The sequence below is a fragment of the Pseudomonas sp. CFBP 8772 genome, from assembly GCF_014841665.1.
Classification (GTDB): Bacteria; Pseudomonadota; Gammaproteobacteria; order Pseudomonadales; family Pseudomonadaceae; genus Aquipseudomonas; species Aquipseudomonas graminis_B.
The window spans coordinates 301,421-325,878 of sequence record NZ_JACYUI010000002.1 but is presented as its reverse complement, the minus strand read 5'-3'; the positions used below and the strand labels follow the sequence as shown (position 1 = coordinate 325,878).

The following is a 24,458-nucleotide window of genomic DNA, read 5'->3' as shown; positions in this document are numbered from 1 at the left end:
CAGCTTCGCCCAAAACAGGTAGATGACGATGCTCTCGGACCTATGGAGTTTCACCCTCGATTTCTATGCTCGCCCAGGCGTCGAGCAGGCGTGCCTGAAGCTGCAAGCCGATGGCGCCAATGTCTGCGCGCTGCTGTGCGGCGTCTGGATGGACCGGCGTGGTGTGCAGTTCCACCCGGAGCGGGCAGGACAAATCGGACAATTGGCCGACCCGTGGCACGAGAAGGTGGTGGGGCCATTGAGGGATGTTCGGACCCGCTGGAAGGCCGACGCGAAAGAAGACGAAGAGCTGACGGCGTTACGCGACAGACTTAAAACCCTTGAGCTTGACGCCGAGCGTGAGCTACTGGTGCGGCTGCAACGGCTGACCAAAGACTGGCCTGAGCGAGATGCTCAACCTACGGGTGTGTGGCTGGAAGCGCTGGCGGGAGGTGCTGCTCAAGCCAGTCCCGACGCGTTGCAGATTCTGCTTCGCGCCGGGACCGATATCGCTTAGGACGCGCTGTTCGAGGTCGAATCAGCGGCTGGAGCGCCTGGTGCAGGGGACACTGCCGGAGCAGCAGGCGCCGCGGCCGCTGGTTTGGCCGTTGCAGAGACAGCAGGCTTGGCGGACGGTTTTGCAGCAGTCCTCGCAGCGACTGGCTTGGCGCCCGCAGGCTTGGATGATGCTGTGCCGGCCGGTTTGGCAGCTGCTTTGCTGGCGGCAGGCTTGGCGGCGGCACTGGCGGCTGGTTTCGCAGCAGACGCTTTAGCCGGAGCAGGTTTGGCAGCGGCTTTCACGGCAGCCGGCTTGGCAGCGGTGGTCTTGGCGGCCACAGCGGTTTTAGCGGCTGGCTTGCTCGCAGCGCTGGCAGCTGGTTTGGCAGCTGGTGCCTTGGTCGCAGCAGGCTTGGCGGCGACAGTTTTCGCAGTCACCTTGGCAACGGTTTTTTCGGCGACGGCTTTGACGGCGGTTTTAGCAGCAGGCTTTGCCGGGGCCGCTTTGGGTGCAGGTTTTGCTGGCTTTGGAGGCATTTTCACAGGCGGTTTTGGCGCGACAGGCTTGGCATCAGGTCGAGCCGGGTCTCTTGCAGCGCGATCGTTCAGCGCTTTGCCAACGGCTTCCTTCACGCGGCCAATGCCTTGGGCCAGCTTCAGGCTTTCCTGAGCATCACGCTTGAGGTTGAGGATGTAGCTGCGGGTTTCGGTCTGACGATCTTTCAAAGCGTCGAGCAACGACTCGAGCTCGGCCACGCTGTCTTTGGCCTTGCCTTGGGCCTTGGCTTTACCGGCGGCGGCAGCGTCCTGCAGTTTGGTGCGCGACTTGTGCAGTTTTTCCTGCGCCTTGCCACGTTGCTTCTCGAGTTTGGCGAGCAGTTTTTCAGCGTCAGCCAATGCTTGAGAGCAGGCGGTTTCGAGATGTTCGAGCAGGCTGCCCGACAGCTGTTGAAGCAAATGCAACGGAGTGTTTACTGGCTTCTTGGTGGCCGACATGACTTACCTCCTGGCTGATTTGAGTGCGGCCATACTAGACCTCCGCCCGCACCGCCGCTAGGGCATCTTGACACTACAATCCCCGCTCTGTTGCAGGACGCCCAAAAACCCGGCAATACCCGTCACGCTCGGGCCTCAGCGCTGGCATAATCGCTCACTTCCCAGGCCGGAGAGCATTCATGTCGCGCTACCTGTTTATGTCGTTGTTCCTCTTGGTACCCCTTGCTCACGCGACCGATGCTCCGGCGTCCGACAACACCCACGATCTTTCCTACAGCCTCGGCGCAAGCCTGGGTGAGCGCCTGCGCCAGGAAGCACCCGATCTGCAGTTGCCCGCGCTGCTTGAAGGGCTGCAGTCGGCGTATCAGGGCAAGCCGTTGGCGATCAAGCAGGAACGCATGGAGCAGATTCTCAGCGACCACGATGCCGCCCTCGCACAGGCTGAAAACTCCGGCCAGACCGAACCGCAGACTGAAGCGGCATTGAAGGACGAGCGCAAGTTCATGGACGCCGAGAAGGCCAAGCCGGGGGTTCGCCAGCTCGCGGACGGCATCCTGATGACCGAGCTGACGCCGGGCAATGGCCCCAAACCCGACATCAATGGCCGGGTGCAAGTGAAGTACGTGGGCCGTCTGCCCGACGGCACGATCTTCGATCAGAGCCAGCAGCCACAATGGTTTCGTCTGGACAGCGTCATCGCCGGGTGGACCACCGCCCTCGCCGACATGCCAGTGGGTGCCAAATGGCGCCTGGTCATCCCTTCGGCCCAAGCGTATGGCGCAGAAGGCGCTGGCGATCTGATCGATCCTTACACGCCGCTGGTGTTCGAAATAGAGCTGCTGGGGGTGTCGCAGTAACGCCGGCAGTGGCCGAGGCTCGCCGCGACAGACCATAAAAAAAGGGTGCCCATGGCACCCTTTTTTACATCAGCGGCCCTCTCAGACCTCTTCCTCAACCTGTTCCTTGTGCGCGTTGTGCAGCACTTCGATCAGGCAGTCTTCCAGTTCAAAGCGCTCGTGCAGCAAACTGCCCAACTCCTTGAGTTTCTCGGCGACGCATTTGCCTTCGTCACAGAGATCGTTGAAGGCCAGCAGCTTCTCGGTGATGACGTCGAGCCGAGGATAAATCGTGTCAGCCAGGTCGAGGCCTCGCTGATTATTGAACGCCTTGGCTTCGTTGGTCAGCTGCTCGTAGATTTCGAAATGACCGGCCGACACGTAATCGACCAGGGTGCCGCAAAATTCTTGCAGGGGCGCGCGTTTTTCCAAAAACGCTCCCGGCTCTGCACTCAAGGCGTAATAAGCCGTGATCAGCTCGTTGCGCTCCAGCAACCAGCGGTCAATCAGCTTGTGAACCCCACCCCAGCGTTCCTGAGCGTTCTGACAACTTTCCAGCATGATGTTCTCTCTTCCCTTCAGGGGCATGCTGCTTCAGGCGCTTTTGGGGTACGTTCCGGGATTGTCGGAACCGGCCCGCAAAAGTGTCGACAGCAACATTGATCCGATGATGCGTGCGGCCCAGATTATGCCCGCATGACTAGCCCAGCAAGGTACGCAGGACACAAAGTTCATACAAGTGTTTAATCAGGAGTTCCCAGATCCATTGATCTGAATCGGCGGAACTCGATAAAAAGGTAGTACATCGCGAACAGGCACAAGCCAGAGAATGCCAGCAGGCTCCATTCAGGCAAGCTGATGCCGAACAGCGACCAGTTGATCTCGGAGCACCCTGCACTTCCCGCCAGCACCATCGCCATGACCTTCAGGTAGGGCTGTGTTTCCGTCAGGTATTTAAGGTTTTCAATGCATGCGGCCATGTTCTCGGGTGGCGAAGCCTGCAACCAGACCTGACGTGCCGCGACGCTCGCCCCCAAAGCGGAAGACAGTAAAAGAAAGCCGGCGTAGACACGCCAGCCAGATTTGCCCGGCGCGTGCAGCGCGGCGAGCAGGCACACACCCGCCGATATCGCCATGAGCACACGCTGAAGCAGACACATCGGGCACGGCGCCGCATCAACGACAGGGCCGAGATAAACCGTCGCTCCTACAATCGATGCGCAGGCCAGAAACGCCAGAGAGAACAGGGAGCGCGTACGAGCCAGCTGCATGGAAAATCCGTAACAAAAGACGAAGGCGGCTACGGTAGAGGAAAGCGCGAGTCGCTTTCAAGGCACCCAACGGAGGATATTTCTTTGTTGATGTAGGTAAATCCCGACGCCGTGTTTAAGACGTTATACCGGTAGCCCGGAGATCCTCCCAACAAGCCACACCAAGCACAGAAACGTCCTACACAAATCTGCGAATCAGACGCAGAAGAGGCCCGCTATCGGGCCTCTTCACGTTAACGTCTGACTTCAGTCTAAACGCGTGTCAGTGCTGGCAAAGGACGTGCGAGCAAACGCTCGTCCAGCAGACCCAGGCCTTCCTGAAACAGCTGATTGCTGCGATCGGTCTCGCCCAGCTGCGCAAGCAGACGGGCCAGTTCGGCACAGGCTTCAGGGTTTCGCTGCAACCTCAGACTCGACTCGAGATAGTCGCGGGCTTTACCCCACAAACTGCTTTGAAGGCACAGACGGCCCAGGGTCAACAGCAAGCCTGGATCATCAGTATGGCTTTTCAGCCAGCCTTCAGCGGTCTGCAGTTGCTTGCCAGGATCGGCGCCACGCACCAGTCCATACAACCGCGCGAGGTGGGTGTTGTAGTCGCGTTTCATGGCCGTGCGCAAGACTTCCTCAGCCTGCACATCGGCGCCCAGACGACGTAGTTGTTCGGCGTACGCCAATACCAGCGCGGGCTCTTGGCGCTGAGCCGAAGTCAGTTGCTGCCAGGCGTTTTCCAGCGACGGGAGACCCGTGGCGACGTTATCACCGTCGGATTCACGATGGGCCGCCAGCGAGAGATTTTCACCCCAGGCGCGTCGCTCCAATTCAGCCAGTTCTTGCGCCGGAAGCACCTTGTCTTTTCGCAACTCCGGCATCAGCCGAATCAACTCTGCCCACTCACCGCGTTCGCGGTACAGACGCTGCAACTGGCGCAATACCTGCGGGTTATGCGGATGGCGTTCTTGCATAGCCTGCAAGGTCACCAACGCTCCGTCGAGATCACCGCGGTCCACCTGCAGTTGCGCGTGGCTCAAGGCAATGGCGAGCTCGGCAGGCGGCTGACGCTCAAGCGCGCGCTCAAGCAAGTTGTCGCTTTCCTCGTAACGACCCTGCTCGTTCGCTGCCCGAGCGGCGCCGAGGTAATACAGCAGTGGCTGACGCTCCGCCTCGGCGGCACGATGCAAGTTGCGTTGCGCGCTGGCCCAGCGCCCTTCGGCGAGGTCCATCTGACCTTGCTCGATCGCGTTCTGAACGCGACGACTGCGATTGCGACGGGACCAGGGGTTGACCACCCCGCCGGAGGTCGTCAGCAACGTAATGACGACTCGCACCAGCCACAGAATGAACAGGACGGCGACGAGCAACGCCAGCGCTGCCCAGATGCTCGATTCGTAGCGGAAAGTGTCGTAGGAAATAAGCACGTAGCCCGCATGGCGGGAGATCGCGACGCCTATCAGCGCCGCCGCCACAACCAACACGAAGAGGATGACGTAAGCGCGCTTCATGGCTGCTTCCCAGGCTGCGCCTCATCAGTGCGTTTCTCCAGCGCACCGCCAACAGGCGTATGGCGCTGCTCGAGGTAGGCCTGAACCGCAGCCAGACTTTGTGTCAGATCAGGGGTGGCGACTGAAACCGGCTGTTTGCCCAACTCATCCAGACGCTGGCCGAGGGCTTTGCTCTGCTGGTTGTCGCGATTGAAATTGTCGTCCAGGACGCTGCGCGCCTCGGCCATGGCTTTTTCGTAGACCGGGCCCTGACCGTTGAGCGCCGCCCATTGCGCCTGCTCGATCGCCAGGCTCAATGCCAGACGGACTTGGGTCAGGCTCTGACCTGCCAGCAACGGCCGGATATTTTTGTCCGCATGAAAATCGATGCGCACGAACTGGGAGATCTTGTCCCACCACTTGGCCCAGTAGCTGTCCTCGCTGCCATCGGTCAAACCGAACAGCGAGTCGCCCTTGTCCTTGTATTCCGGCGCCAGCTCATTCAGCTGCGCGACTTGCTCACGCACTGCCGCTAGTTGCAGGAACAAACCCGTGCGATCCGGTTGATCGACGCTGCGCAGCGCAGTCAGGCTTTTGGCCAATTGCTCGCGGGCGGCGAATGCGCCGGGATCATCCTGCTCGCGCAGGATCTCGTCAGCGCCCTGCACCAGCGCCGCAGCACTGTTGACGTCTTGCAGCGCAGAGAGCCTCAGGCTCGCCAGGCGCAGCAAATGCTCCGCCTCGGCAAGACGCCAGTCCTTGCGGCTGGCACCGAGTACAGTTTCTACACGCTGGCTCAGGCGCTGCTGATCACCCTGCAACTGCGTGACGAGGCGACGGCGATCTTCCAGCTCTTCAGCCGGTGGCAGTTGTGCCAGGCGTACGGCGATTTGCTGTTCGCTCTGCTTGAGGGCTTGAGTCTGAGAGCCGATGTCCTGCAACTGCCCCAACTGCTCCTGGTGACCGGCCTGCATGGCGCGCAGTTGCCAAACGCTCCAGCCGCCAACGGCAACACCCGCTGCGCCCAGCAACAGCGCCAGTATGGCGAGCCCGTTGCTGCTTCGGCGATTCGACGGTTCTTTGTACGCTGGATCCGGCAGCGGCTCAGGTTTGGCCAGTACCGGTTCAACGTCATCTTTTGGCAAGACTGTTTCGCTCACGTGTCCATCCTTTGCATTTTGGGCGTCGCGTAATCCGACTGATCGACCATTACGCCTGTGAGGCAGGCGCGGTGTATCCGCGCAATGCTGCCAGCAAGGCCGGGGCGCTGGCGCCACGGCAGTCCACTACGTCAAGAGCCCCGGCAGCACGCGCCATTTCAGCGACCCGGGGGCTCGGTACAAACAAAGGCATCTGCGCAAGCGTAGGCCAGGCATCGCCCGCCAGCTCACGCAGATGCTCGAAACCCTGTCCACTGCTGACCACCAGCCCATTCAAGCGTTCCGCTCTAACCGTGTCGGGCAGCACGAAAGCCGGGTATTGCGGCAGGTGGCGACGATACAGCGGCAGGTAATCAACCATCACACCACGCTCCCGCAACCGCTCGGCCAACAGCTCGCGCCCTTCTTCGCCGCGCATGATCAGCACTTTGGGGTCGTAGCCCGAGACAGCTTGTTGAAACTGCGGCAGGTCGAGTAGCGCTTCGCTGTCGTCGCCGTGCTCGGGGAAGAACACGTGCAGACCATAGTCATCGAGGATTTGCGCGGTTGCAGCGCCGACGGTGAACCACTTCTGCATCGGCGGCTGCGGCCAGACTTCGTCAAGCATCGCCAGCCCAAGGCGCGCGGCCGGCTTGCTGACGACGATAACGGCGCAATACGCAGCCAGGTCGTAGATGATTGAACGGTTGGCTTCTGAAACTGGCAGAGGCTCGATCTCGAGCAACGGCAGGCTGGCGCCGTACACGCCGACCTCAGCCAGCGTCTGCGCGAGGGCCTGCGACTCTTCAGCAGGACGCGTGAGCAGCAAACGCCAGGCCTTCACTCGTCGTCTGCCTCGCCATACACAGCTTTGAGAATCTTCGCCGCGCCTTGGTCCAGCAGCGCTTCGGCGACTTGTACGCCCAGCGTCTGGGCATCGACTTGTGGCGCGCGCGCTTCGGCGTGGAGCAGCACTGTGCCGGAGGGATCGCCTACCAGACCGCGCAACCACAGTTGCTCGCCTTCCAGCACGGCATAACAGGCGATCGGCACCTGGCAACCACCGTTGAGGTGCTTGTTGAGCGCGCGCTCGGCGGTGACCCGCACGGCGGTGTCATCATGGTGCAACGGGGCAAGCAAGGCATGCACTTCGATATCGACGCTGCGGCATTCAATGCCCACCGCGCCCTGCCCGCCAGCTGGCAAGCTGTGGTCGATGCTGATGGGGGCCGTAATGCGCTCTTCGAAACCCAGGCGGATCAGGCCAGCAGCGGCAAGGATGATCGCGTCGTACTCACCTGCATCCAGCTTGGCGAGGCGTGTATTGACGTTGCCGCGCAGAAACCGGATTTGCAAGTCAGGCCGACGCGCCAGCAACTGAGCCTGCCGACGCAGGCTCGACGTCCCGACAACGGCGCCGGCGGGCAACTCATCGAGACTGGCATAGGTATTGGAAACGAAGGCGTCGCGCGGGTCTTCGCGTTCGCAGATACAGAACAGCCCGAGCCCTTGGGGGAAGTCCATCGGGACGTCTTTCATCGAGTGAACGGCTATGTCGGCTCTGTGCTCCATCAGGGCTGTTTCCAGTTCCTTGACGAACAAACCCTTGCCGCCGATCTTCGACAGCGGCGAATCCAGTAGCTTGTCGCCGCGACTGACCATCGGCACCAGTGTCACGATCAGGCCGGGATGCGCCTGCTCCAGACGCGCCTTGACGTACTCGGCTTGCCAGAGGGCCAGGGCGCTTTTGCGGGTGGCGATGCGGATTTCGCGAGAAGACATGAACCGGTCCGTACTGAGTGAATGCGGCGAATAATAACAGCTCGGCCAGATCGGGCCGAATGACTGTATTCAATCTGCGCGCATCATGATCTCAATCAACCTGCGTACGCCATGCGACGGCGTGTCGCCCGCATCCCGGCATGCTCCTCGCGGCACACGCTTACAACTGCTGCATCATCTTGCGCACACCGGCAACGTGCCGGCGGCTGACGATCAACGCATCGCCATTGAGCCCTTTCAGGAACAACTGAAAATGGCCCAGCGGCGTGCGCTGCAGGCGCTCAATGCGTTCCCGGGCAACCAGCGCGTTGCGGTGGATGCGTACGAAACGGTCGCCGAATTCGTCTTCCAGGGCTTTAAGCGGTTCATCCAGCAGCACTTCGCCGCCTTCGTGGCGCAGGGTCACGTACTTGTGATCAGCGATGAAATAGATCACCTCGGACAACGGGATCAGCTCAATGCCCTTTCGGGTACGTGCACTGATGTGGCTGCGCGGACCAGTGCCGCTTTCCGCAGCAGGCCGCGTCATCGCTGCCAGTTGCACACGGTTTGGCCGCTCGGCTTTGCGCAGCGCCTCCAGCAAGTGCTCGGGGCGAACCGGTTTGACCAGATACCCCACGGCGCTAACCTGGAAGGCCTCCAGCGCAAATTCATCGTGGGCCGTGCAGAACACGACGGCAGGCGGGGTGTCGCGCTCGCACAATTTTGCCGCCACCTGAAGTCCATCCAGGCCAGGCATGCGGATATCCAGCAACACCACGTCGGGTTTCAAATTTTCAATCAGCTGCAATGCTTCTTCGCCATTTGTGGCGCTGGGTTCCAGAACCTTGTAACCCTCGAGCTCACTTACCATACGGCTCAGGCGGTCTCGGGCTAGGGGTTCGTCATCAACGATCAGGACATTCATATAGCTCTGGCTTCCTGCGTGAGTCTCGCACAAGGATAGCGTAGACAGGTGAAGTGACGACCGTCTCGGCGCTCCACGCTCAGACTGGCGAGGGGGCCGAAAAGTGCCGTGAGTCGAGCGCCGATGTTTGCCAGGGCCTGCTGAGTGCCGCCTGGATTTTGTCGTAAGACGACCTCATCGTAAGGATTACTGACGCGCAATATAAATACTCCCCGTTCGTAGTCCGCCTCAACTCTGACCACGCCGCCTTCAACACGGGGCGCGATGCCGTAAATCAACGCGTTTTCCAATAATGGCTGCAAGGTTAGCTGGGGAATTGGCAAGTCGTCGGGAATTGCACTAACGGCCCAGTCCAACTGTAGACGCTCGCCAAGTCGATATTGCTCAATCGATAAATAGCGTTTCGCCAATTCAAGCTCTTCGCGCCATGTCGTGAGGCTGCCGGGCTTGCCCAGACTGGCCCGAAACAGGTCGGACAGATCAAGCACCGCTTGCTCCGCTTTGACCGGATCGCTGGTGACCAGGCTGGCAATGCTGTTGAGCGTATTAAACAGAAAGTGCGGACGGATACGCGCCTGCAAGGACTCGATCCTGGCCTGAAGCTCGGCCTGCTGCTGTTTGCGCCACTGACTCTGCAGGTAAAAGTACCGCAGCATCAGCGCGGACATGATCAAGGCGATCAAGGCGTAGCGCAGGTACCGTTCGACGACGCCATCGAACGAGGTGGGCGGATTCACCTGGTAGTAGTCAGTCACGGCGGTGCACATCAGCGTCACGGCCACCACCAGCAGACAACCGATGCAGCCGGCCACACCGGCACGCAGGCGCGCCAGCCAGGGCCGCAAGCCACACAGCAGCGCGGCGGACAACAGCACGATCCACTGCACGAAAAGAGAAATCAGCGCCAGCCGTACCCAGTCGAAATCCGGCTGCATGGGTTCGATGAGCACAAGCACGAAGACCAGCAACTCCGCCAGCACGACCAGCATCAGCAACGCCTGGGGCAGACACAGTTCCGGGAGGAAAAACTCTTTGCCGGGCGCACTGCTCTGCCCCGGTTGTTTGCGCTCGTTCTGCATGGCCGCCAGTCTCTTCGCTCATACCGTTGCGGGCAAGCCGCCGGGGATAAATAAACGGCAATGCTGTTATCATCGCCCGCGTCTTTAGAATCGGCCGGCGCCGGTTTTTCATCAGTTTCAGCCACCAGTACAGCAGCGAGCGAATCATGAGCACCGACAAGACCAACCAGTCCTGGGGCGGCCGCTTCAGTGAACCCGTCGACGCCTTCGTCGCACGCTTCACCGCCTCCGTCACCTTCGATCAGCGCCTTTATCGCCACGACATCATGGGCTCGGTTGCCCACGCCACGATGCTGGCCAAGGTCGGTGTGCTCACCGACGCCGAGCGCGACACCATCATCGACGGGCTGAAGAGCATTCAGGGCGAGATCGAAGCCGGCACGTTCGACTGGCGCGTGGACCTCGAAGACGTGCACATGAATATCGAAGCGCGCCTGACCGACCGCATCGGCGTCACCGGTAAAAAACTGCACACCGGGCGCAGCCGCAACGATCAGGTCGCCACTGACATCCGCCTGTGGTTGCGCGATGAAATCGACCTGATTCTGGCCGAGATCACCCGCTTGCAAGAAGGCCTGCTGGGCCTGGCCGAGCGCGAAGCCGAGACCATCATGCCGGGCTTCACTCACCTGCAGACCGCCCAACCGGTGACCTTCGGTCACCACATGCTGGCGTGGTTCGAAATGCTCAGCCGTGATTTCGAGCGTCTGGTGGATTGCCGCAAACGCACCAACCGCATGCCCCTGGGCAGCGCCGCGCTGGCCGGCACCACGTACCCGATCGACCGCGAGCTGACCTGCCAGCTGCTGGGTTTCGAAGCCGTCGGCGGCAACTCGCTGGACAGCGTCTCCGATCGCGACTTCGCCATCGAATTCTGCTCCGCCGCGAGTATCGCGATGATGCACCTGTCGCGCTTCTCCGAAGAGCTGGTGCTGTGGACCAGCGCGCAATTCCAGTTCATCGACCTGCCTGATCGCTTCTGCACCGGCAGCTCGATCATGCCGCAAAAGAAAAACCCGGATGTGCCCGAGCTGGTCCGTGGCAAAAGCGGCCGCGTATTCGGCGCTCTGATGGGCCTGCTGACCTTGATGAAGGGCCAGCCGCTGGCCTACAACAAGGACAATCAGGAAGACAAGGAGCCGCTGTTCGACGCTGCCGACACCTTGCGCGACTCGCTGCGTGCCTTCGCCGACATGATCCCGGCGATCAAGCCGAAGCACGCCATCATGCGCGAGGCCGCGCTGCGTGGCTTCTCCACGGCAACCGACCTGGCCGACTATCTGGTCCGCCGTGGCCTGCCGTTCCGTGATTGCCATGAGATCGTGGGTCACGCGGTAAAGCATGGCGTTGAGACCGGCAAGGATTTGGCCGAGATGACCCTGGACGAGCTGCGTCAGTTCAGCGACCAGATCGAACAGGATGTCTTCGCAGTGCTGACGCTCGAAGGTTCGGTCAATGCCCGCAACCACATCGGCGGCACGGCGCCGGAGCAGGTCAAGGCCGCGGTTGCGCGCGGCCGGCATTTGCTCGCCACCCGCTAAACCCATAAACGGCGTCGCCCGGTGCCGGCGATGCCATTCAATTGGCAGGACATCGAGAACGACATGAGCGACAACATTGAAATCGACGACGAAGAGTTCGCTGAAGCGACGCTGATTGAAGCCATCGAAAATCAGATCGAGAGCGACAACCCCCCGGCGGCCAAAGCCACCTACAACAAGCTGACTCTGGTGGGCATCGAGCGCGAAGAAATTCTGCAGATGATGGCCCACATTCTGGCGCTGGAGATCGACGGGATCCTGGCCGAAGATCGTCCGTTCAATACCGTCTGGTACGAAGCGGCCCTGCGCGCACTGCCCGACATGCCGCCGGGCGTGCGACTGGCGGAAGACGAGTAAAACCCGCCCAACATGCCGGTCGCTCAACCGACCTGACGACCGGCCAGATACTTTCTGCAAAATCCCCAGACCTGACTACACTCCAAAAGCCTCGCTGCCGCATGGCGACGGGGCCGTCACGCCTGCGATTCCGATCGCGGTGTATCCACTGGAAAAAGTCTGGAGCACCTATGTCGTTTACCCCTGAATTGGTTGCCGAGCTGGAAATCCTGTCGCTGTTCAATCTGAGCAACACTAAAGAGGGACTGAAGGTCCACCACCATTCCGCGGCTCCCACAGCCATCGCTGCCGCCCAACGACTCTTCGACAAAGGCCTCACCACGCAACACGACGGAGGCTATTTGACCAGCCTGGGTCTTGATGCCGCCGACCACGCTCAATCGCTGCTGCTCATTCTTGCCACCAGCCAGGAAGCTGCCTGACGTCGTCCTCGCGAGACCTTTGCCTGGACGCATCAAATAAAGGTTTCGCGAATCCTCCATTTCAACGATGCTGCGCCGATAAAATAATGGCGCCATAAAAAAGACGTTCAGTCGAGCCACGCAGGCCCGACGCCTGCGGTCTTGATTATCGCTACACCTTCACTCCATGCAGTGCCGCCCGCCGGCTTCGAGTCGCGATGACGCGTAGTTCCGAAATTCGCCCGGATCTGGATGAGGGCATTGATCGCAAGGTCCTCGCTCAGTTACGCAGCCGCTTCCTGGCCCTGAGCGAGAGTCGACTGGCGCGCGCCTACGAAGGCCTGTCGACGCGCCAGCAAAGCGTGCTTTCGCTGCTGCCGCTGTTTTTCCACGTCAATCATCCTCTGTTGCCAGGCTATGTGTCGGGCTCGACCCCTGCTGGCGTTTCCCATTACGAGCCTGACGCCCAGGCCCTTGCGGAAGCGCAACGGCTGACGCGGTCGTTCTCCTACAAACCACGCCGAGTCAATCCACCGCAGCCGATTCACGGCATCTTCCTGATGGGCAGCCTTGGCACCCTCGCCCAGGCCGACCAGAGCGACATGGACGTGTGGATCTGCCACGACCCGCTGCTGTCTGCAGACGACATGCAGGAACTGCGCAAGAAGTGCCAGTCCCTGGAAAGCTGGGCGGCGAGCATGGGTGCCGAGGCGCATTTCTTTCTCGTCGATCCGGAGCGTTTTGTCGTCGGCGAGCGCGACGCACAGCTGAGTGGCGAAGACTGCGGCACGACGCAGCATTACTTGCTGCTCGACGAGTTTTATCGCACCGCCATCTGGATGGCCGGGCGCACCCCGATGTGGTGGCTGGTGCCGGTCTATGAGGAAACACGCTACGCCGAATACACCCATACCCTGCTGTCGAAACGCTTTATTCGCGCTGACGAGGTGTTGGACCTCGGCAATATGTCGCGCATCCCGCCGGGCGAATTCATCGGCGCAGGGCTGTGGCAGCTGTTCAAAGGCATCGAATCACCCTACAAATCCGTGCTCAAGCTGCTGCTCACCGAGGTTTACGCCAGCGAACACCCGCAGGTGCAGTGCCTGAGCATGCGCTTAAAAAAAGCCGTGTTTGCCAACTGCGCCGATCTCGACGAGCTGGACCCCTACGTGATGGTGTACCGGCGCATCGAGGAATATCTGCTCGCGAGGGGCGAACCCGAGCGGCTGGAGCTGGTGCGCCGCAGTTTGTACCTGAAGGTGAACAAGAAACTTACCGGGTCCACTCGCCACCGCAGCAACAGTTGGCAGCGCCTGCTGCTGGAGCGGCTGGTCAATGAGTGGAAGTGGGACGAGCGCCAGTTGGCGCTGCTCGACAGCCGCAGTCAGTGGAAAGTGCGTCAGGTCGCCAGCGAGCGCCGCGCACTGGTCGGCGAGCTCAACTTCAGTTACCGCTTCCTGACCCAGTTCGCGCGGACGCAAAAGGCCGTCAATTCGATCAACAAGCGCGACTTGAATGTGCTCGGGCGACGCCTGTACGCAGCCTTTGAACGCAAAGCCGGCAAAGTGGAATTTCTCAATCCGGGCATTGCGCCGGATCTGGCGGAAGACACCTTGACGCTGGCGCAACGGCCGAACAAGCGCGAGCCCGGCAGGTATCAATGGTGCCTGTACAACGGAAGTCTGAGCGCCCATGAGTTGGAGACGTTTGCGCCGATCAAGCGCAGCCGCGAGCTGCTGGAGCTCCTTACGTGGTGCCATCGCAACAACGTCATCGACAGCAGTACACGCCTGGCGCTGCACCCTGGCATCAGTGATCTGACCGAATTCGAACTGTTCAATCTGCAAGGCGCGTTACAGCAGAGCATTGCGCTGCCGCTGGCCATGGTCGAGGAAGACGTACTGCTGAGCCCGAGTGTGCCCCGCGAGATCCTGCTGTTGGTCAACGTCGGCGTCGACCCGCTCAGGCACCACAAAGACCTGAACATCCTGATGACCACCGAGCGAACCGACTCGCTGAGCTACGCCGGTGTCCGCGAAAATCTGGTGTTGACCTTCGACCAGATCACCCTCAACAGCTGGAACGAGGTGCTGGTCAATCGCTTCGACGGCCCCCACGCCCTGCTTGACTGCCTGACAGAACTGCTCAACGGCCTGCCGGAAAAGTCCGCCAGGCCTGTCATTCGCGTGCGCTGCTTTTGCCACAACCGCGCGCAGGCCATCGCCCAGCGCGTGGAGGAGCTCATCGGCACCGCGCAACTGCTGCTGGACCGGCGCCTGAATCACCGCTATCTCATCCAGGTCGAGCAGCGGTATCACGTCCTGGAAATGATCCCCGGCCGAGTCAGTCATGTCACGCTGGAACACCTGCCGGCGCTGTTCAGTTATCTGGGGGAAGAGCTTTCCGCCTACAGCCCGATTCATCTGGACCCCCAGGCACTGGACGACTCGGACCTGTCGCTGTTCATCCCGTACGGCCAGCCTGAGTGCATCCAGGTGTTCTACCGGATCAACGAGCCGAACGCCGACCTGTACGTGCTTGATGAGCGCAATGCGTTATGGCATCAGCAGGTGCCTTATCACACTGATTCCAGCCTGCTGGTGCCGCTGCAGCGCTTTTTTCAATCGCTGGTGTACCGGCGCGTGGCGTTGCTGCCACTGGATAACCCCCTGGAGTCAACGCCGCTGGAGGCTTTGTATTACCGCCTAACCCCCGATGGATCAGGCCGAGCCCGCCGCGTTGAGCATCGCCCGACGCCAACGATGCTCAGCGACCCATCGTTTTTTGATGTGCAGGCGATCATCGAGGAAGCGTCCCCCGGTCAAGTCAGCGTCACGCTGTATTGCGACGGGACGGAGTTCTCCGAGCTGGAGCATGGGGACCAGCTATTCAGCGTCGTGGCGCGGCGGATTCTCGAGCAGCGCCGCGAGCCGCAACGTTACCGCTGCTACATCACCGACCTGGACCTGTCCGGGATACTGAGAGACACGCGCGGGCAGACCATCCTGTTCCTGCGCTACAAGGCCGAACTGGAACGGTCACTGAATGCCGCGCTGGATGAGCTGTGATGGCTGCTGGCTCGCTACAGAGGACTCAGCGTGCGACGCAATGGGTACTCCGCCGCTGATCTGCCTGCCGCACGATCTCGCGCCGGCGCTCGTCGGTCGCCGCCCGCCACTCGCGAATGTCTTCGACGTGGCGCTGACACCCCGTGCAGACTTTGTCTTCGTCGAGCCGGCAGATGCTGATGCACGGCGACGGCACAGCCGGGCTGACGTTGCTGAACAGCGGTTTTGGCGGTCTGACCGGCGTTGGGTTAATGGTCACTGGCGGTTGCCATCGTTGCCGTCGAGGGCGTCGAAGTCGATCTCTTCGCCGGCCTGCTGCTTCGCCAGTCGATAGAGCATCTCGCTCAACAGCTCTTCGCTCTTGTCGCAGATCCAATGCTTCGCTTCTTCGTCGTAGTCAAAGTGAAAACCACCCGACGCCGCCGCCAGCCACAGCTGACGCAACGGCTCCTGACGGCTGAAAATGAACTGCGAGCCGTTTTCGAACTTAACGGTCAGCACACCGGCGGAACTCTCGAGGTCCAGATCCAGACCGCTCTCGTCGAAAATGTCCTGGAGCTTTTCTTGGGTGGCATCGACCAGGTCGTGAAAACGGGCTTCGGTCAAACTCATTGCATGAACCTCAAAAGTGTCAGCGGATGGCGCAGCGACGCACGATACGGTCGCTCCCCGGCAAATGCAAAGCCTACCCGCCCAAGTGCCATTGCGGGAGCCGCTTTGGCCGGCAAGGCACCGAACGGGTCGCTTTACCGCAGGCTGCGTCAGAAATCCGTGCGCGCTGCGCAGATTAATTGCGCAGCGGCGTCAAACCCCCGCCGGACGGGAACTCCAGCGCATAGGCAATCTGTCGGGTGGTCGGTATACTCGGGCGCAATTAATGCTTATACAAAGGATTTCGCCATGAAGCGCCTGATTTCCTCCCTGGCCGCACTGCTTGCAGTTGCGTGTCTGGTCTCTGCCTGCGGCCAGAAAGGTCCACTGTATCTGCCCGACGACGACTCGTCCGACGGCACCAGCCAGACCAAGTCGCACTCGCACAAGCATCAGACTTCGACCTACTAGGAATCAGTCATGGACGCCTTCAACTACCGCGACGGTGAGCTGTTCGCGGAGGGAGTGGCGTTGTCTGCCATCGCCGAACGCTTCGGCACGCCGACATACGTCTATTCCCGCGCGCACATCGAGGCGCAGTACCGCGCCTACGCTGATGCCCTGCGCGGCATGCCGCATCTGGTCTGCTTTGCGGTCAAAGCGAACTCCAACCTGGGCGTTCTCAATGTCCTGGCACGCTTGGGCGCCGGTTTCGACATCGTTTCCCGTGGTGAACTGGAACGCGTACTGGCGGCAGGCGGTCAGGCCGACAAGATTGTCTTCTCCGGCGTCGGCAAGACCCGTGATGACATGCGCCGAGCGCTGGAAGTCGGCGTGCACTGCTTCAACGTCGAATCCACCGACGAGCTCGAACGCCTGCAAGTCGTCGCCGCCGAAATGGGCGTGCGCGCTCCGGTTTCGTTGCGCGTCAACCCGGACGTCGACGCCGGCACCCACCCCTACATCTCCACCGGCCTCAAGGAAAACAAATTCGGCATCGCCATCGCGGACGCTGAAGACGTTTACATCCGCGCCGCGCAGCTGCCGAATCTCGACGTTATCGGCGTCGACTGCCACATTGGCTCACAGCTGACCACGCTCTCGCCTTTCGTTGATGCTCTGGATCGCTTGCTCGATCTGGTCGACCGGCTGGGCGATTGCGGCATCCTGCTGAAGCATATCGACCTGGGCGGCGGCCTGGGTGTGCGTTATCGCGACGAAGAGCCGCCCCTTGCGAGCGATTACATCAAGGCCGTTCGTGAACGCCTCGATGGCCGCGATCTGGCGCTGATGTTCGAGCCCGGGCGCTTCATCGTCGCCAATGCCGGCGTGCTGGTGACCCGCGTCGAGTACCTCAAGCACACCGAGCACAAAGACTTCGCCATCGTCGACGCCGCCATGAACGATCTGATCCGTCCGGCGCTGTACCAGGCGTGGATGGACGTAACGGCGGTCAAGCCCCGCGACGGCGCCAAACGCACCTACGACATCGTCGGCCCTATCTGTGAAACCGGGGATTTCCTTGCCAAGGAGCGCGAACTCGCACTGGCTGAAGGCGATCTGCTGGCGGTGCACTCTGCCGGCGCCTATGGCTTCGTGATGAGCTCCAACTACAACACCCGCGGGCGTACGGCCGAGGTGCTTGTGGATGGCGAGCAAGCCTTCGAAGTGCGTCGCCGTGAAACCGTGACTGAGCTGTTTGCCGGCGAAAGCCTGCTGCCGGAGTAATCCCATGCTGCTGCGTTTTACCAAGATGCATGGCCTGGGCAATGATTTCATGGTGCTGGACCTTGTAAGCCAACACGCGCACATTTTGCCCAAGCACGCCAAGCAATGGGGCGATCGCCACACCGGTATCGGTTTCGATCAGCTGCTGCTGGTCGAGGCACCGAACAATCCGGACGTGGACTTCCGCTACCGGATTTTCAATTCCGACGGCTCCGAAGTGGAGCAATGCGGCAACGGTGCGCGCTGCTTCGCCCGGTTCGTGCTGGACAAGCGGCTGACGGCCAAAAAGCAGATCCGCGTCGAAACCAAGAGCGGCATCATCGAGCTGGACATCCGCAACGACGGCCAGATCAGCGTGGATATGGGCGCGCCGCGTCTGGTGCCGGCGGATATCCCGTTCGATGCGCCGGAGCAGGCCGCCTCTTATTCGCTTGATGTCGATAGCGAGACCGTCGAGCTGGCCGCCGTGTCCATGGGCAACCCCCACGCTGTGCTACGCGTCTATGACATCAACAACGCGCCCGTGCATGTGCTGGGTCCGAAGATCGAGAACCATCCGCGCTTTCCGGCCCGGGTGAACGTGGGCTTTCTCCACGTCGTCGATCGTCAGCGCGCGCAACTGCGGGTGTGGGAGCGAGGCGCCGGGGAAACCCAGGCCTGCGGCACCGGGGCCTGCGCGGCAGCGGTCGCAGCCATTACTCAGGGCTGGATGGATTCGCCGATGCTGATCGACCTGCCGGGCGGACGCCTGTCCATCGAGTGGGCAGGCCCCGGCCATCCGGTGATGATGACTGGCCCGGCTGTCCGGGTTTACGAAGGCCAAGTACGTCTATGAGTGAGAATATCCAATGACCGACCAGCCTCAGACTTCAAACGACACGCCCGGCCAGCCCCCTGCCGAGAACGCGGTGCCCGCCCTTGAAGCCGAGGCGGTCGCGGCCTGGTTGCAACAACACCCTGATTTCTTCGCCGAGCACGACGAGCTGCTGGCGATGATGCGCGTTCCGCATCAACGGGGCGATACCGTCTCGCTGGTCGAACGCCAGCTCAAACTGCTGCGCGAGCGCAACATCGAGATGCGTCACCGGCTTTCGCAACTGATGGACGTGGCCCGGGACAACGACCGGCTGTTTGAAAAAACCCGCCGGCTGATTCTCGATCTGATGGACGCCACCAGTCTGGAAGAGATCGTCATTTGCGTGGAAGACAGCCTGCGCCAAGAGTTTCAGGTGCCCTTCGTCAGCCTTATCCTGTTCAGCGACAACCCGATGACCGTCGGCCGCTGGGTCAGCGCCGCCGACGCGCAGAAAGCCATCGGTGGGCTGATGTCCGGCGGCAAGACCCTGTGTGGCGCGCTGCGTGAGCATGAACTCGAGTTTCTGTTCGGCAGCGAGCAAAGCAAGGAAGTGGGCTCAACCGCCCTGGCCGCCCTCAACCACCAGGGCCTGCACGGCGTTCTGGCCATCGGCAGCCGCGACCCGCAGCACTACAAAAGCTCGGTCGGCACGCTGTTTCTCGGTTACATCGCCGACGTGCTCAGCCGCCTGCTGCCACGCTTCACCAATTCGCTGCGGTCGGTTCGCTAGTCATGGAGCGGCAACTGGACGCTTACTGCACGCACCTGCGCAGTGAGCGCCAAGTGTCGAGCCATACGCTTGAAGCCTATCGCCGAGACCTGAACAAGGTCCTGGCGTTCTGCGAAAAGCAGCACATCGACAGCTGGAAAGCGCTGGATATTCAGGCCATGCGCGGCCTTGTCGCTCGCCTTCACCAGCAGGGTCAGTCCTCGCGCAGCCTGGCCAGATTGCTGTCAGCCGTTCGCGGCTTTTATCACTTTCTCAACCGCGAAGGCCTTTGCGATCACGATCCGGCCAATGGCCTGTCACCGCCCAAGGGCGAGCGGCGCTTGCCGAAAACCCTCGACGCCGACCGCGCCCTGCAACTGCTTGAAGGCGGGGTCGAAGACGATTTTCTGGCCCGGCGCGATCAGGCCATCCTTGAGCTGTTCTATTCGTCAGGCCTGCGCCTGTCCGAGTTGACCGGACTGAACTGTGCAGACCTGGATCTGGCGGACGGTCTTGTGCAGGTCCTCGGCAAAGGCAGCAAAACCCGGGTTTTGCCAGTCGGAAGAAAAGCCCGGGAAGCGCTGGAGGAGTGGCTCAAGCAGCGTGCGCTCGCCAATCCGCAGGACGATGCGGTGTTCGTCAGCCAACAAGGCCGCCGTCTGGGGCCGCGTTCGATCCAACTGCGGGTCAAGGCGGCTGGCGAGCGCGAGCTGGGCCAGAACCTGCACCCGCACATGCTTCGCCATTCATTCGCCAGTCACTTGCTGGAGTCGTCCCAGGACCTGCGCGCCGTGCAGGAACTGCTGGGCCACGCCGACATCGCCACCACTCAGATCTACACCCATCTGGATTTCCAGCATCTGGCCACGGTGTACGACAGCGCCCATCCACGGGCCAAGCGCAAAGGTAACGCCGACAATGAGCATTAAGCTGATCACCTTCGATCTGGACGACACGCTGTGGGAAACCGCACCGGCGATTGTCAGTGCCGAAGCCAAGCTGCGTGACTGGCTGGCTGCCAACGCGCCAAAACTCGGGCCGGTTCCGGTCGAGCATCTGTGGGAAATCCGCTCGCGACTCATCGAAGAGGATCCGACGTTCAAACACCGGATCAGTGCGTTACGCCGTACGGTGCTGTTTCACGCCCTTGAAGATGCCGGGTATGGCCATGCCGAAGCCCACGAGCTGGCGGACCAGAGCTTTGAAGTGTTCCTTCACGGGCGGCATCAGTTGGACATCTTCCCTGAAGTGGTGCCGACGCTGGAGATCCTGACCAAGTCTTACACGCTGGGTGTCGTGACCAACGGCAATGCCGACGTCCGCCGCCTCGGCCTGGCTGATTATTTCGCCTTCGCGCTGTGCGCCGAAGATCTGGGCATCGGCAAACCCGACCCTGCGCCTTTCGTTGAAGCGCTGAAACGCGGCAATGCCGAAGCCCGCCAGGCCGTGCACGTCGGCGATCATCCGGGCGACGACATCGCCGGTGCTCAGCAGGCCGGCATGCGGGCGATCTGGTACAACCCCGGCGGCAAAGTATGGGAAGCTGAAAAAGCGCCGGATGGCGAGATCAGTAGCCTGACGCAGTTGCCAGAGGTGCTGGCGCGCTGGGGTTGATTCGCGCTTCCAGCGCGTCAAACCGGCCCTTTGGCCTCAGCGGCCTGAATCGCAGGCAATAAAAAACCCGCAGCGACAGCGGGTTTTTCATCAAGCGCACAACCAGTCCCTTAAATAGGGCGGCTGCCGTACTTGTTGTCGGGCTTCTTGGGCGGATCGGCGACCACGTTGGCCTCCACTTCCACGACCTTGCCACCACGAGCCAGGAACTCCTCCATCGCGCGAGCCAGAGCATCACGCTCTTTGTTCTTGGCTTCCACGCTGGGCAGTTCGTCAACGGAGACGGCGGCCTTGGCCTTGCCTTTGGCCGGAGTCGCAGAGACTTCAGCGCTGTCGTCGACCTCCACTACATCTTCATCGGAAGCCGCTGCAAGCCCCTCACCGTCCTCCCCTTCTTCCAGCTCGTCTTCCAGACCTTCTTCGATGTCGTCGTCGCTCATGTTCTACCTCATGACTTGCGAAAGCAGATTAGTTATAGCCCAGCCGGGCTTGATTTCTTGGACAGCCGGAAAAAATTCAACTACCGCGTATTTTCAGCGGTCGTGCCCCTCACCCTGAAGCGTGACGAGGACTTTACGCGCACCGCCTGCATCACGGTGCTCGCCCAGATAAATACCTTGCCATGTGCCCAGCGCCAGCCGTCCATTTGTAACCGGTAAGGTCAGCTGGCAGCCAAGCAGACTGGCTTTGAAGTGCGCAGGCAGATCGTCGGGCCCTTCGTCGTCATGCTCGTAGCCGTCGCGCCCCTGAGGCACCAGACGGCTGAAAAAACGCTCGAAATCGCGACGTACCGCCGGATCTGCGTTCTCGTTGACGGTCAACGAGGCCGAGGTGTGTTGCAACCAGACATGCAGCAGGCCGATGCGGCATTCGCGTAACTCGCGAAGCCCCGCGACGATCTCGTCCGTCACCAGATGGAAACCACGAGGCCTTGCCCGCAGCGTGATCAAGGTCTGTTGCCACATACCGTTCTCCGCCCTTCGGCGCGCATTCTAACGCGCTGGAAAAAAAAACAAAGTGCGTAATGAGCGACGATTTTCACGAGCGCTGAACAAGGGCATTTATGCCCTCGGAAGCGTCCAGAAACGTCAGGATTGGCCGCACATTGCAGCGGATGTTCCTGCCTGGAAAGCCTGCTCCCTGTGCGGACATCCCTATCGACAAACGCCAGACAAAAAAATGCCCGGAGACCCGGGCATTTTTTCATGGGTGGATTACAAGTTGTAACCACGTTCGTTATGTTGCGCCAGATCCAGGCCGACCGCTTCTTCTTCTTCGGTGACACGCAGGCCCATGACCATGTCGAGCACCTTGAGGATGATGAAGGTCACGATCGCGGTATAGATGACCGTGAAGCCGACGCCTTTACACTGAATCCAGACTTGTGCCGCGATGTCGGTCACGGTGCCGAAGCCGCCCAGCGAAGGGGCTGCAAACACGCCGGTCAGGATCGCGCCGAGGATACCGCCGATACCGTGAACGCCGAAGGCATCCAGGGAGTCGTCGTAGCCCAGTTTGCGTTTCAGGCTGGTGGCGCAGAAGAAGCAGACCACGCCTGCCGCCAGACCGATGATCAGGCCGCCCATCGGGCCGACAGTGCCGGCAGCTGGGGTCACAGCAACCAGACCGGCAACCACACCCGAGGCGATGCCCAGAGCGCTTGGCTTACAGTGGGTCAGCCATTCGGCGAACATCCAGCCCAGCGCTGCAGCAGCGGTAGCGATCTGGGTGACCAGCATGGCCATACCGGCGGTGCCGTTTGCCGCAGCCGCGGAACCTGCGTTGAAGCCGAACCAGCCGACCCAGAGCATGGCCGCGCCTATCAGGGTGTAACCCAGATTGTGCGGAGCCATCGGGGTGGTCGGGAAACCTTTACGCTTGCCGAGCACCAGGCACGCTACCAGGCCAGCCACACCGGCGTTGATGTGAACGACGGTGCCGCCCGCGAAGTCGAGCACGCCCCAGTCCCACAACAGACCACCTACGCCGCTCCAGACCATGTGTGCAATCGGCGCATAAACCAGGGTGAACCAGATGGCCATGAAGATCAGCATCGCGGAGAACTTCATGCGTTCTGCGAAAGCGCCGACGATCAGGGCCGGGGTGATGATGGCGAAGGTCATCTGGAAGGTCACGAAGACGGCTTCCGGGAACAGTGCCGCAGGGCCTGTAATGCTCGCAGGTGTGATGCCTGCCAGGAACGCCTTCGACAGACCGCCGACGAAGGAGTTGAAGTTGACGACGTTGGCTTCCATCCCGGTGGTGTCGAACGCCATGCTGTAGCCGTAGACGACCCACAGGATGCTGATCAGGCCGGTAATGGCGAAGCACTGCATCATCACGGAAAGAATGTTTTTGGAGCGGACCATGCCGCCGTAGAACAGCGCCAGGCCCGGGATGGTCATGAACAGCACCAGCGCGGTGGAGGTCAGCATCCAGGCGGTGTCGCCGGAATTGAGTACGGGGGCTGCCACTTCGTCTGCCGCCATGGCCAAGCCAGGGGTTACGAGGGACAACAGGGCTCCTAGCCCTGCGAATTGACGCAGAGTCATATTGTTTTCTCCTGGGGCGTTGGGGTTTGGCGGCTTAGATTGCGTCGGTATCGGTTTCGCCGGTACGGATGCGGATGGCCTGTTCCAGATTGACCACGAAGATCTTTCCGTCACCGATCTTGCCGGTGTTGGCCGCTTTGGTTATCGCTTCGATAACGCGGTCCAGATCCTTGTCGTCGATCGCAACATCGATCTTCACCTTGGGGAGGAAGTCGACTACATACTCCGCACCGCGATACAGCTCGGTGTGGCCTTTCTGACGTCCGAAGCCTTTGACTTCAGTGACTGTGATGCCCTGCACGCCGATTTCGGACAGCGACTCGCGTACGTCGTCCAGCTTGAACGGCTTGATGATGGCAGTGACTAGCTTCATGAAACTTTCTCCCGAATTGGTGGACTTGCCCCAGGAAAACAAACCCGACTCAAGTCTAAGCGCAGTGTCTGGCTTTGTAACGCGTCGTGTCCGCAAGAGACCTGACCAGCTCCAGAAAACCGCTTCTGACGAAACATTCCCCGCTCCGCCTGCCGCACTGCATTCGTCACAGCGACTGCATCAGTGCATGGGTTACAAGCCACTAAGCAGAAAGCTTGCCATCTCATCGATCGTCTTGAATTTCGGCCCTTCCACCGTTAATTCAGGCTTTAGGGTAGTCGTCGATTGCCATCACCGCACAACAACGGTGCGCACGTGCCCGAGGCGATGCGCGAAAAGCGTGCAGCGCATCCTTTGCCTCAAGGGGCCAAAAGCTGCGTGCTACACTCGCGCCATCTGATTCTGGAATTTCATCATGCTCGCCCCCAAAGCTTTTCTCGACGCCCTGAGCGGCCACGCTTCCCGCCTGTTCAACGGCGAAACCCCGGTTCCACGCAGCGAATTCGAAACCCAGTTCAAGGCGCTGCTCCAGAGCGGCTTCAGCAAGCTGGACCTGGTCAGCCGGGAAGAATTCGACAGCCAGATGATCGTCCTCGCCCGCACCCGCGCCCGACTTGAGGCACTGGAAGCGAAGATGGCGGAGATGGAAGCGCAGCTGGCGACACAGCCGAAAGCATCAGAGGCTGAGCCGCAGGGTTGAGCT

General features: G+C 61.0%; 28 protein-coding genes. 13 read left to right on the top strand and 15 right to left on the bottom strand.

What is annotated here, in order from left to right:
• The first annotated feature begins 28 nt into the window (after positions 1-28).
• Positions 29-496, top strand: coding sequence for a TIGR02444 family protein (locus IFT99_RS05150; RefSeq protein ID WP_065987483.1), 468 nt, complete (start codon positions 29-31; stop codon positions 494-496).
• Here IFT99_RS05150 and IFT99_RS05145 read toward each other — a convergent pair.
• Positions 493-1,473, bottom strand: coding sequence for an AlgP family protein (locus IFT99_RS05145; protein ID WP_192130689.1), 981 nt, complete (start codon positions 1,471-1,473; stop codon positions 493-495). The genes IFT99_RS05150 and IFT99_RS05145 overlap by 4 nt on opposite strands.
• Positions 1,474-1,652: 179 nt before the next feature.
• Here IFT99_RS05145 and IFT99_RS05140 point away from each other — a divergent pair, with 179 nt between their 5' ends.
• Positions 1,653-2,330 (top strand): FKBP-type peptidyl-prolyl cis-trans isomerase, encoded by a 678-nt coding sequence (locus tag IFT99_RS05140; protein ID WP_065987485.1) that lies wholly within the window; start codon positions 1,653-1,655, stop codon positions 2,328-2,330.
• Positions 2,331-2,411: 81 nt separating this feature from the next.
• Here the strand turns inward: IFT99_RS05140 and rsd are convergent, their stop codons facing one another.
• From rsd to IFT99_RS05100, 8 genes are all read right to left on the bottom strand, one after another.
• Positions 2,412-2,870, bottom strand: a complete 459-nt coding sequence (rsd, locus tag IFT99_RS05135; protein ID WP_192130688.1) for a sigma D regulator — start codon at positions 2,868-2,870, stop codon at positions 2,412-2,414.
• 182 nt (positions 2,871-3,052) lie between these two features.
• A complete protein-coding gene (locus IFT99_RS05130; protein WP_192130687.1) occupies positions 3,053-3,580 on the bottom strand; it encodes a disulfide bond formation protein B in 528 nt (175 codons plus the stop codon).
• A gap of 251 nt (positions 3,581-3,831) precedes the next feature.
• Positions 3,832-5,079: a heme biosynthesis protein HemY gene (locus IFT99_RS05125; protein ID WP_065987488.1), complete on the bottom strand. Its 1,248-nt coding sequence runs from the start codon at positions 5,077-5,079 to the stop codon at positions 3,832-3,834.
• The gene (locus IFT99_RS05120; protein ID WP_192130686.1) at positions 5,076-6,218 is read right to left on the bottom strand and encodes a uroporphyrinogen-III C-methyltransferase; all 1,143 of its coding nucleotides are present in this window, start codon (positions 6,216-6,218) and stop codon (positions 5,076-5,078) included. The genes IFT99_RS05125 and IFT99_RS05120 overlap by 4 nt, the downstream gene beginning before the upstream one ends.
• Before the next feature lie 49 nt (positions 6,219-6,267).
• On the bottom strand, positions 6,268-7,041 hold the full coding sequence (locus tag IFT99_RS05115) for a uroporphyrinogen-III synthase (protein ID WP_065987490.1): 774 nt from the start codon (positions 7,039-7,041) through the stop codon (positions 6,268-6,270).
• Positions 7,038-7,979 carry a hydroxymethylbilane synthase gene (hemC, locus tag IFT99_RS05110; protein ID WP_065987491.1) on the bottom strand — a complete coding sequence of 314 codons (942 nt, stop codon included), beginning with the start codon at positions 7,977-7,979 and terminating at the stop codon, positions 7,038-7,040. The genes IFT99_RS05115 and hemC overlap by 4 nt, the downstream gene beginning before the upstream one ends.
• A 160-nt stretch (positions 7,980-8,139) precedes the next feature.
• On the bottom strand, positions 8,140-8,886 hold the full coding sequence (locus tag IFT99_RS05105) for a LytR/AlgR family response regulator transcription factor (RefSeq protein ID WP_065987492.1): 747 nt from the start codon (positions 8,884-8,886) through the stop codon (positions 8,140-8,142).
• Positions 8,883-9,965: a sensor histidine kinase gene (locus IFT99_RS05100; protein ID WP_065987493.1), complete on the bottom strand. Its 1,083-nt coding sequence runs from the start codon at positions 9,963-9,965 to the stop codon at positions 8,883-8,885. Before IFT99_RS05100 ends, IFT99_RS05105 begins: the two co-directional genes overlap by 4 nt.
• A 146-nt stretch (positions 9,966-10,111) precedes the next feature.
• Between IFT99_RS05100 and argH the strand changes: the two genes are divergently transcribed.
• The 4 genes from argH to IFT99_RS05080 all read left to right on the top strand — a co-directional run bounded on the left by argH (position 10,112) and on the right by IFT99_RS05080 (position 15,332).
• Positions 10,112-11,506, top strand: a complete 1,395-nt coding sequence (gene argH / locus IFT99_RS05095) for an argininosuccinate lyase (protein ID WP_192130685.1) — start codon at positions 10,112-10,114, stop codon at positions 11,504-11,506.
• 63 nt (positions 11,507-11,569) lie between these two features.
• A complete protein-coding gene (locus IFT99_RS05090; RefSeq protein ID WP_065987520.1) occupies positions 11,570-11,863 on the top strand; it encodes a hypothetical protein in 294 nt (97 codons plus the stop codon).
• A gap of 170 nt (positions 11,864-12,033) precedes the next feature.
• A complete protein-coding gene (locus IFT99_RS05085) occupies positions 12,034-12,285 on the top strand; it encodes a TIGR02647 family protein (protein WP_065987495.1) in 252 nt (83 codons plus the stop codon).
• 197 nt (positions 12,286-12,482) lie between these two features.
• The gene (locus IFT99_RS05080) at positions 12,483-15,332 is read left to right on the top strand and encodes a class I adenylate cyclase (RefSeq protein WP_192130684.1); all 2,850 of its coding nucleotides are present in this window, start codon (positions 12,483-12,485) and stop codon (positions 15,330-15,332) included.
• Between the two features lie 25 nt (positions 15,333-15,357).
• Here IFT99_RS05080 and IFT99_RS05075 read toward each other — a convergent pair whose 3' ends face one another.
• Positions 15,358-15,585 carry a DUF1289 domain-containing protein gene (locus IFT99_RS05075; RefSeq protein ID WP_192131011.1) on the bottom strand — a complete coding sequence of 76 codons (228 nt, stop codon included), beginning with the start codon at positions 15,583-15,585 and terminating at the stop codon, positions 15,358-15,360.
• 2 nt (positions 15,586-15,587) lie between these two features.
• Positions 15,588-15,944, bottom strand: coding sequence for an iron donor protein CyaY (gene cyaY, locus IFT99_RS05070; RefSeq protein WP_065987497.1), 357 nt, complete (start codon positions 15,942-15,944; stop codon positions 15,588-15,590).
• Positions 15,945-16,232: 288 nt separating this feature from the next.
• Between cyaY and lptM the strand changes: the two genes are divergently transcribed.
• Genes lptM through IFT99_RS05040 form a run of 6 tightly spaced genes read left to right on the top strand, consistent with a single transcriptional unit; the run spans position 16,233 to position 20,830 of the window.
• Positions 16,233-16,394 (top strand): LPS translocon maturation chaperone LptM, encoded by a 162-nt coding sequence (gene lptM, locus IFT99_RS05065; protein ID WP_083233039.1) that lies wholly within the window; start codon positions 16,233-16,235, stop codon positions 16,392-16,394.
• 9 nt (positions 16,395-16,403) lie between these two features.
• Positions 16,404-17,651 (top strand): diaminopimelate decarboxylase, encoded by a 1,248-nt coding sequence (gene lysA / locus IFT99_RS05060; RefSeq protein ID WP_192130683.1) that lies wholly within the window; start codon positions 16,404-16,406, stop codon positions 17,649-17,651.
• A 4-nt stretch (positions 17,652-17,655) separates the two neighbouring features.
• Positions 17,656-18,486 (top strand): diaminopimelate epimerase, encoded by an 831-nt coding sequence (gene dapF / locus IFT99_RS05055; RefSeq protein ID WP_192130682.1) that lies wholly within the window; start codon positions 17,656-17,658, stop codon positions 18,484-18,486.
• Positions 18,487-18,499: 13 nt separating this feature from the next.
• Complete coding sequence (locus IFT99_RS05050; protein WP_192130681.1) at positions 18,500-19,237, top strand: DUF484 family protein; 738 nt, start codon at positions 18,500-18,502, stop codon at positions 19,235-19,237.
• Positions 19,238-19,239: 2 nt separating this feature from the next.
• A complete protein-coding gene (xerC, locus tag IFT99_RS05045; RefSeq protein ID WP_065987501.1) occupies positions 19,240-20,145 on the top strand; it encodes a tyrosine recombinase XerC in 906 nt (301 codons plus the stop codon).
• Positions 20,135-20,830, top strand: a complete 696-nt coding sequence (locus IFT99_RS05040; RefSeq protein WP_192130680.1) for an HAD family hydrolase — start codon at positions 20,135-20,137, stop codon at positions 20,828-20,830. Before xerC ends, IFT99_RS05040 begins: the two co-directional genes overlap by 11 nt.
• Positions 20,831-20,940: 110 nt before the next feature.
• Here IFT99_RS05040 and IFT99_RS05035 read toward each other — a convergent pair whose 3' ends face one another.
• From IFT99_RS05035 to glnK, 4 genes are all read right to left on the bottom strand, one after another.
• A complete protein-coding gene (locus IFT99_RS05035) occupies positions 20,941-21,270 on the bottom strand; it encodes a hypothetical protein (RefSeq protein WP_065987503.1) in 330 nt (109 codons plus the stop codon).
• A 93-nt stretch (positions 21,271-21,363) separates the two neighbouring features.
• Positions 21,364-21,795 (bottom strand): secondary thiamine-phosphate synthase enzyme YjbQ, encoded by a 432-nt coding sequence (locus IFT99_RS05030; protein ID WP_065987504.1) that lies wholly within the window; start codon positions 21,793-21,795, stop codon positions 21,364-21,366.
• A gap of 249 nt (positions 21,796-22,044) precedes the next feature.
• Positions 22,045-23,382 carry an ammonium transporter gene (locus IFT99_RS05025; protein WP_192130679.1) on the bottom strand — a complete coding sequence of 446 codons (1,338 nt, stop codon included), beginning with the start codon at positions 23,380-23,382 and terminating at the stop codon, positions 22,045-22,047.
• Positions 23,383-23,416: 34 nt separating this feature from the next.
• Complete coding sequence (gene glnK, locus IFT99_RS05020) at positions 23,417-23,755, bottom strand: P-II family nitrogen regulator (RefSeq protein ID WP_002555808.1); 339 nt, start codon at positions 23,753-23,755, stop codon at positions 23,417-23,419.
• Between the two features lie 415 nt (positions 23,756-24,170).
• Between glnK and IFT99_RS05015 the strand changes: the two genes are divergently transcribed.
• Positions 24,171-24,455: an accessory factor UbiK family protein gene (locus IFT99_RS05015; RefSeq protein ID WP_192130678.1), complete on the top strand. Its 285-nt coding sequence runs from the start codon at positions 24,171-24,173 to the stop codon at positions 24,453-24,455.
• Positions 24,456-24,458: the final 3 nt, after the last annotated feature.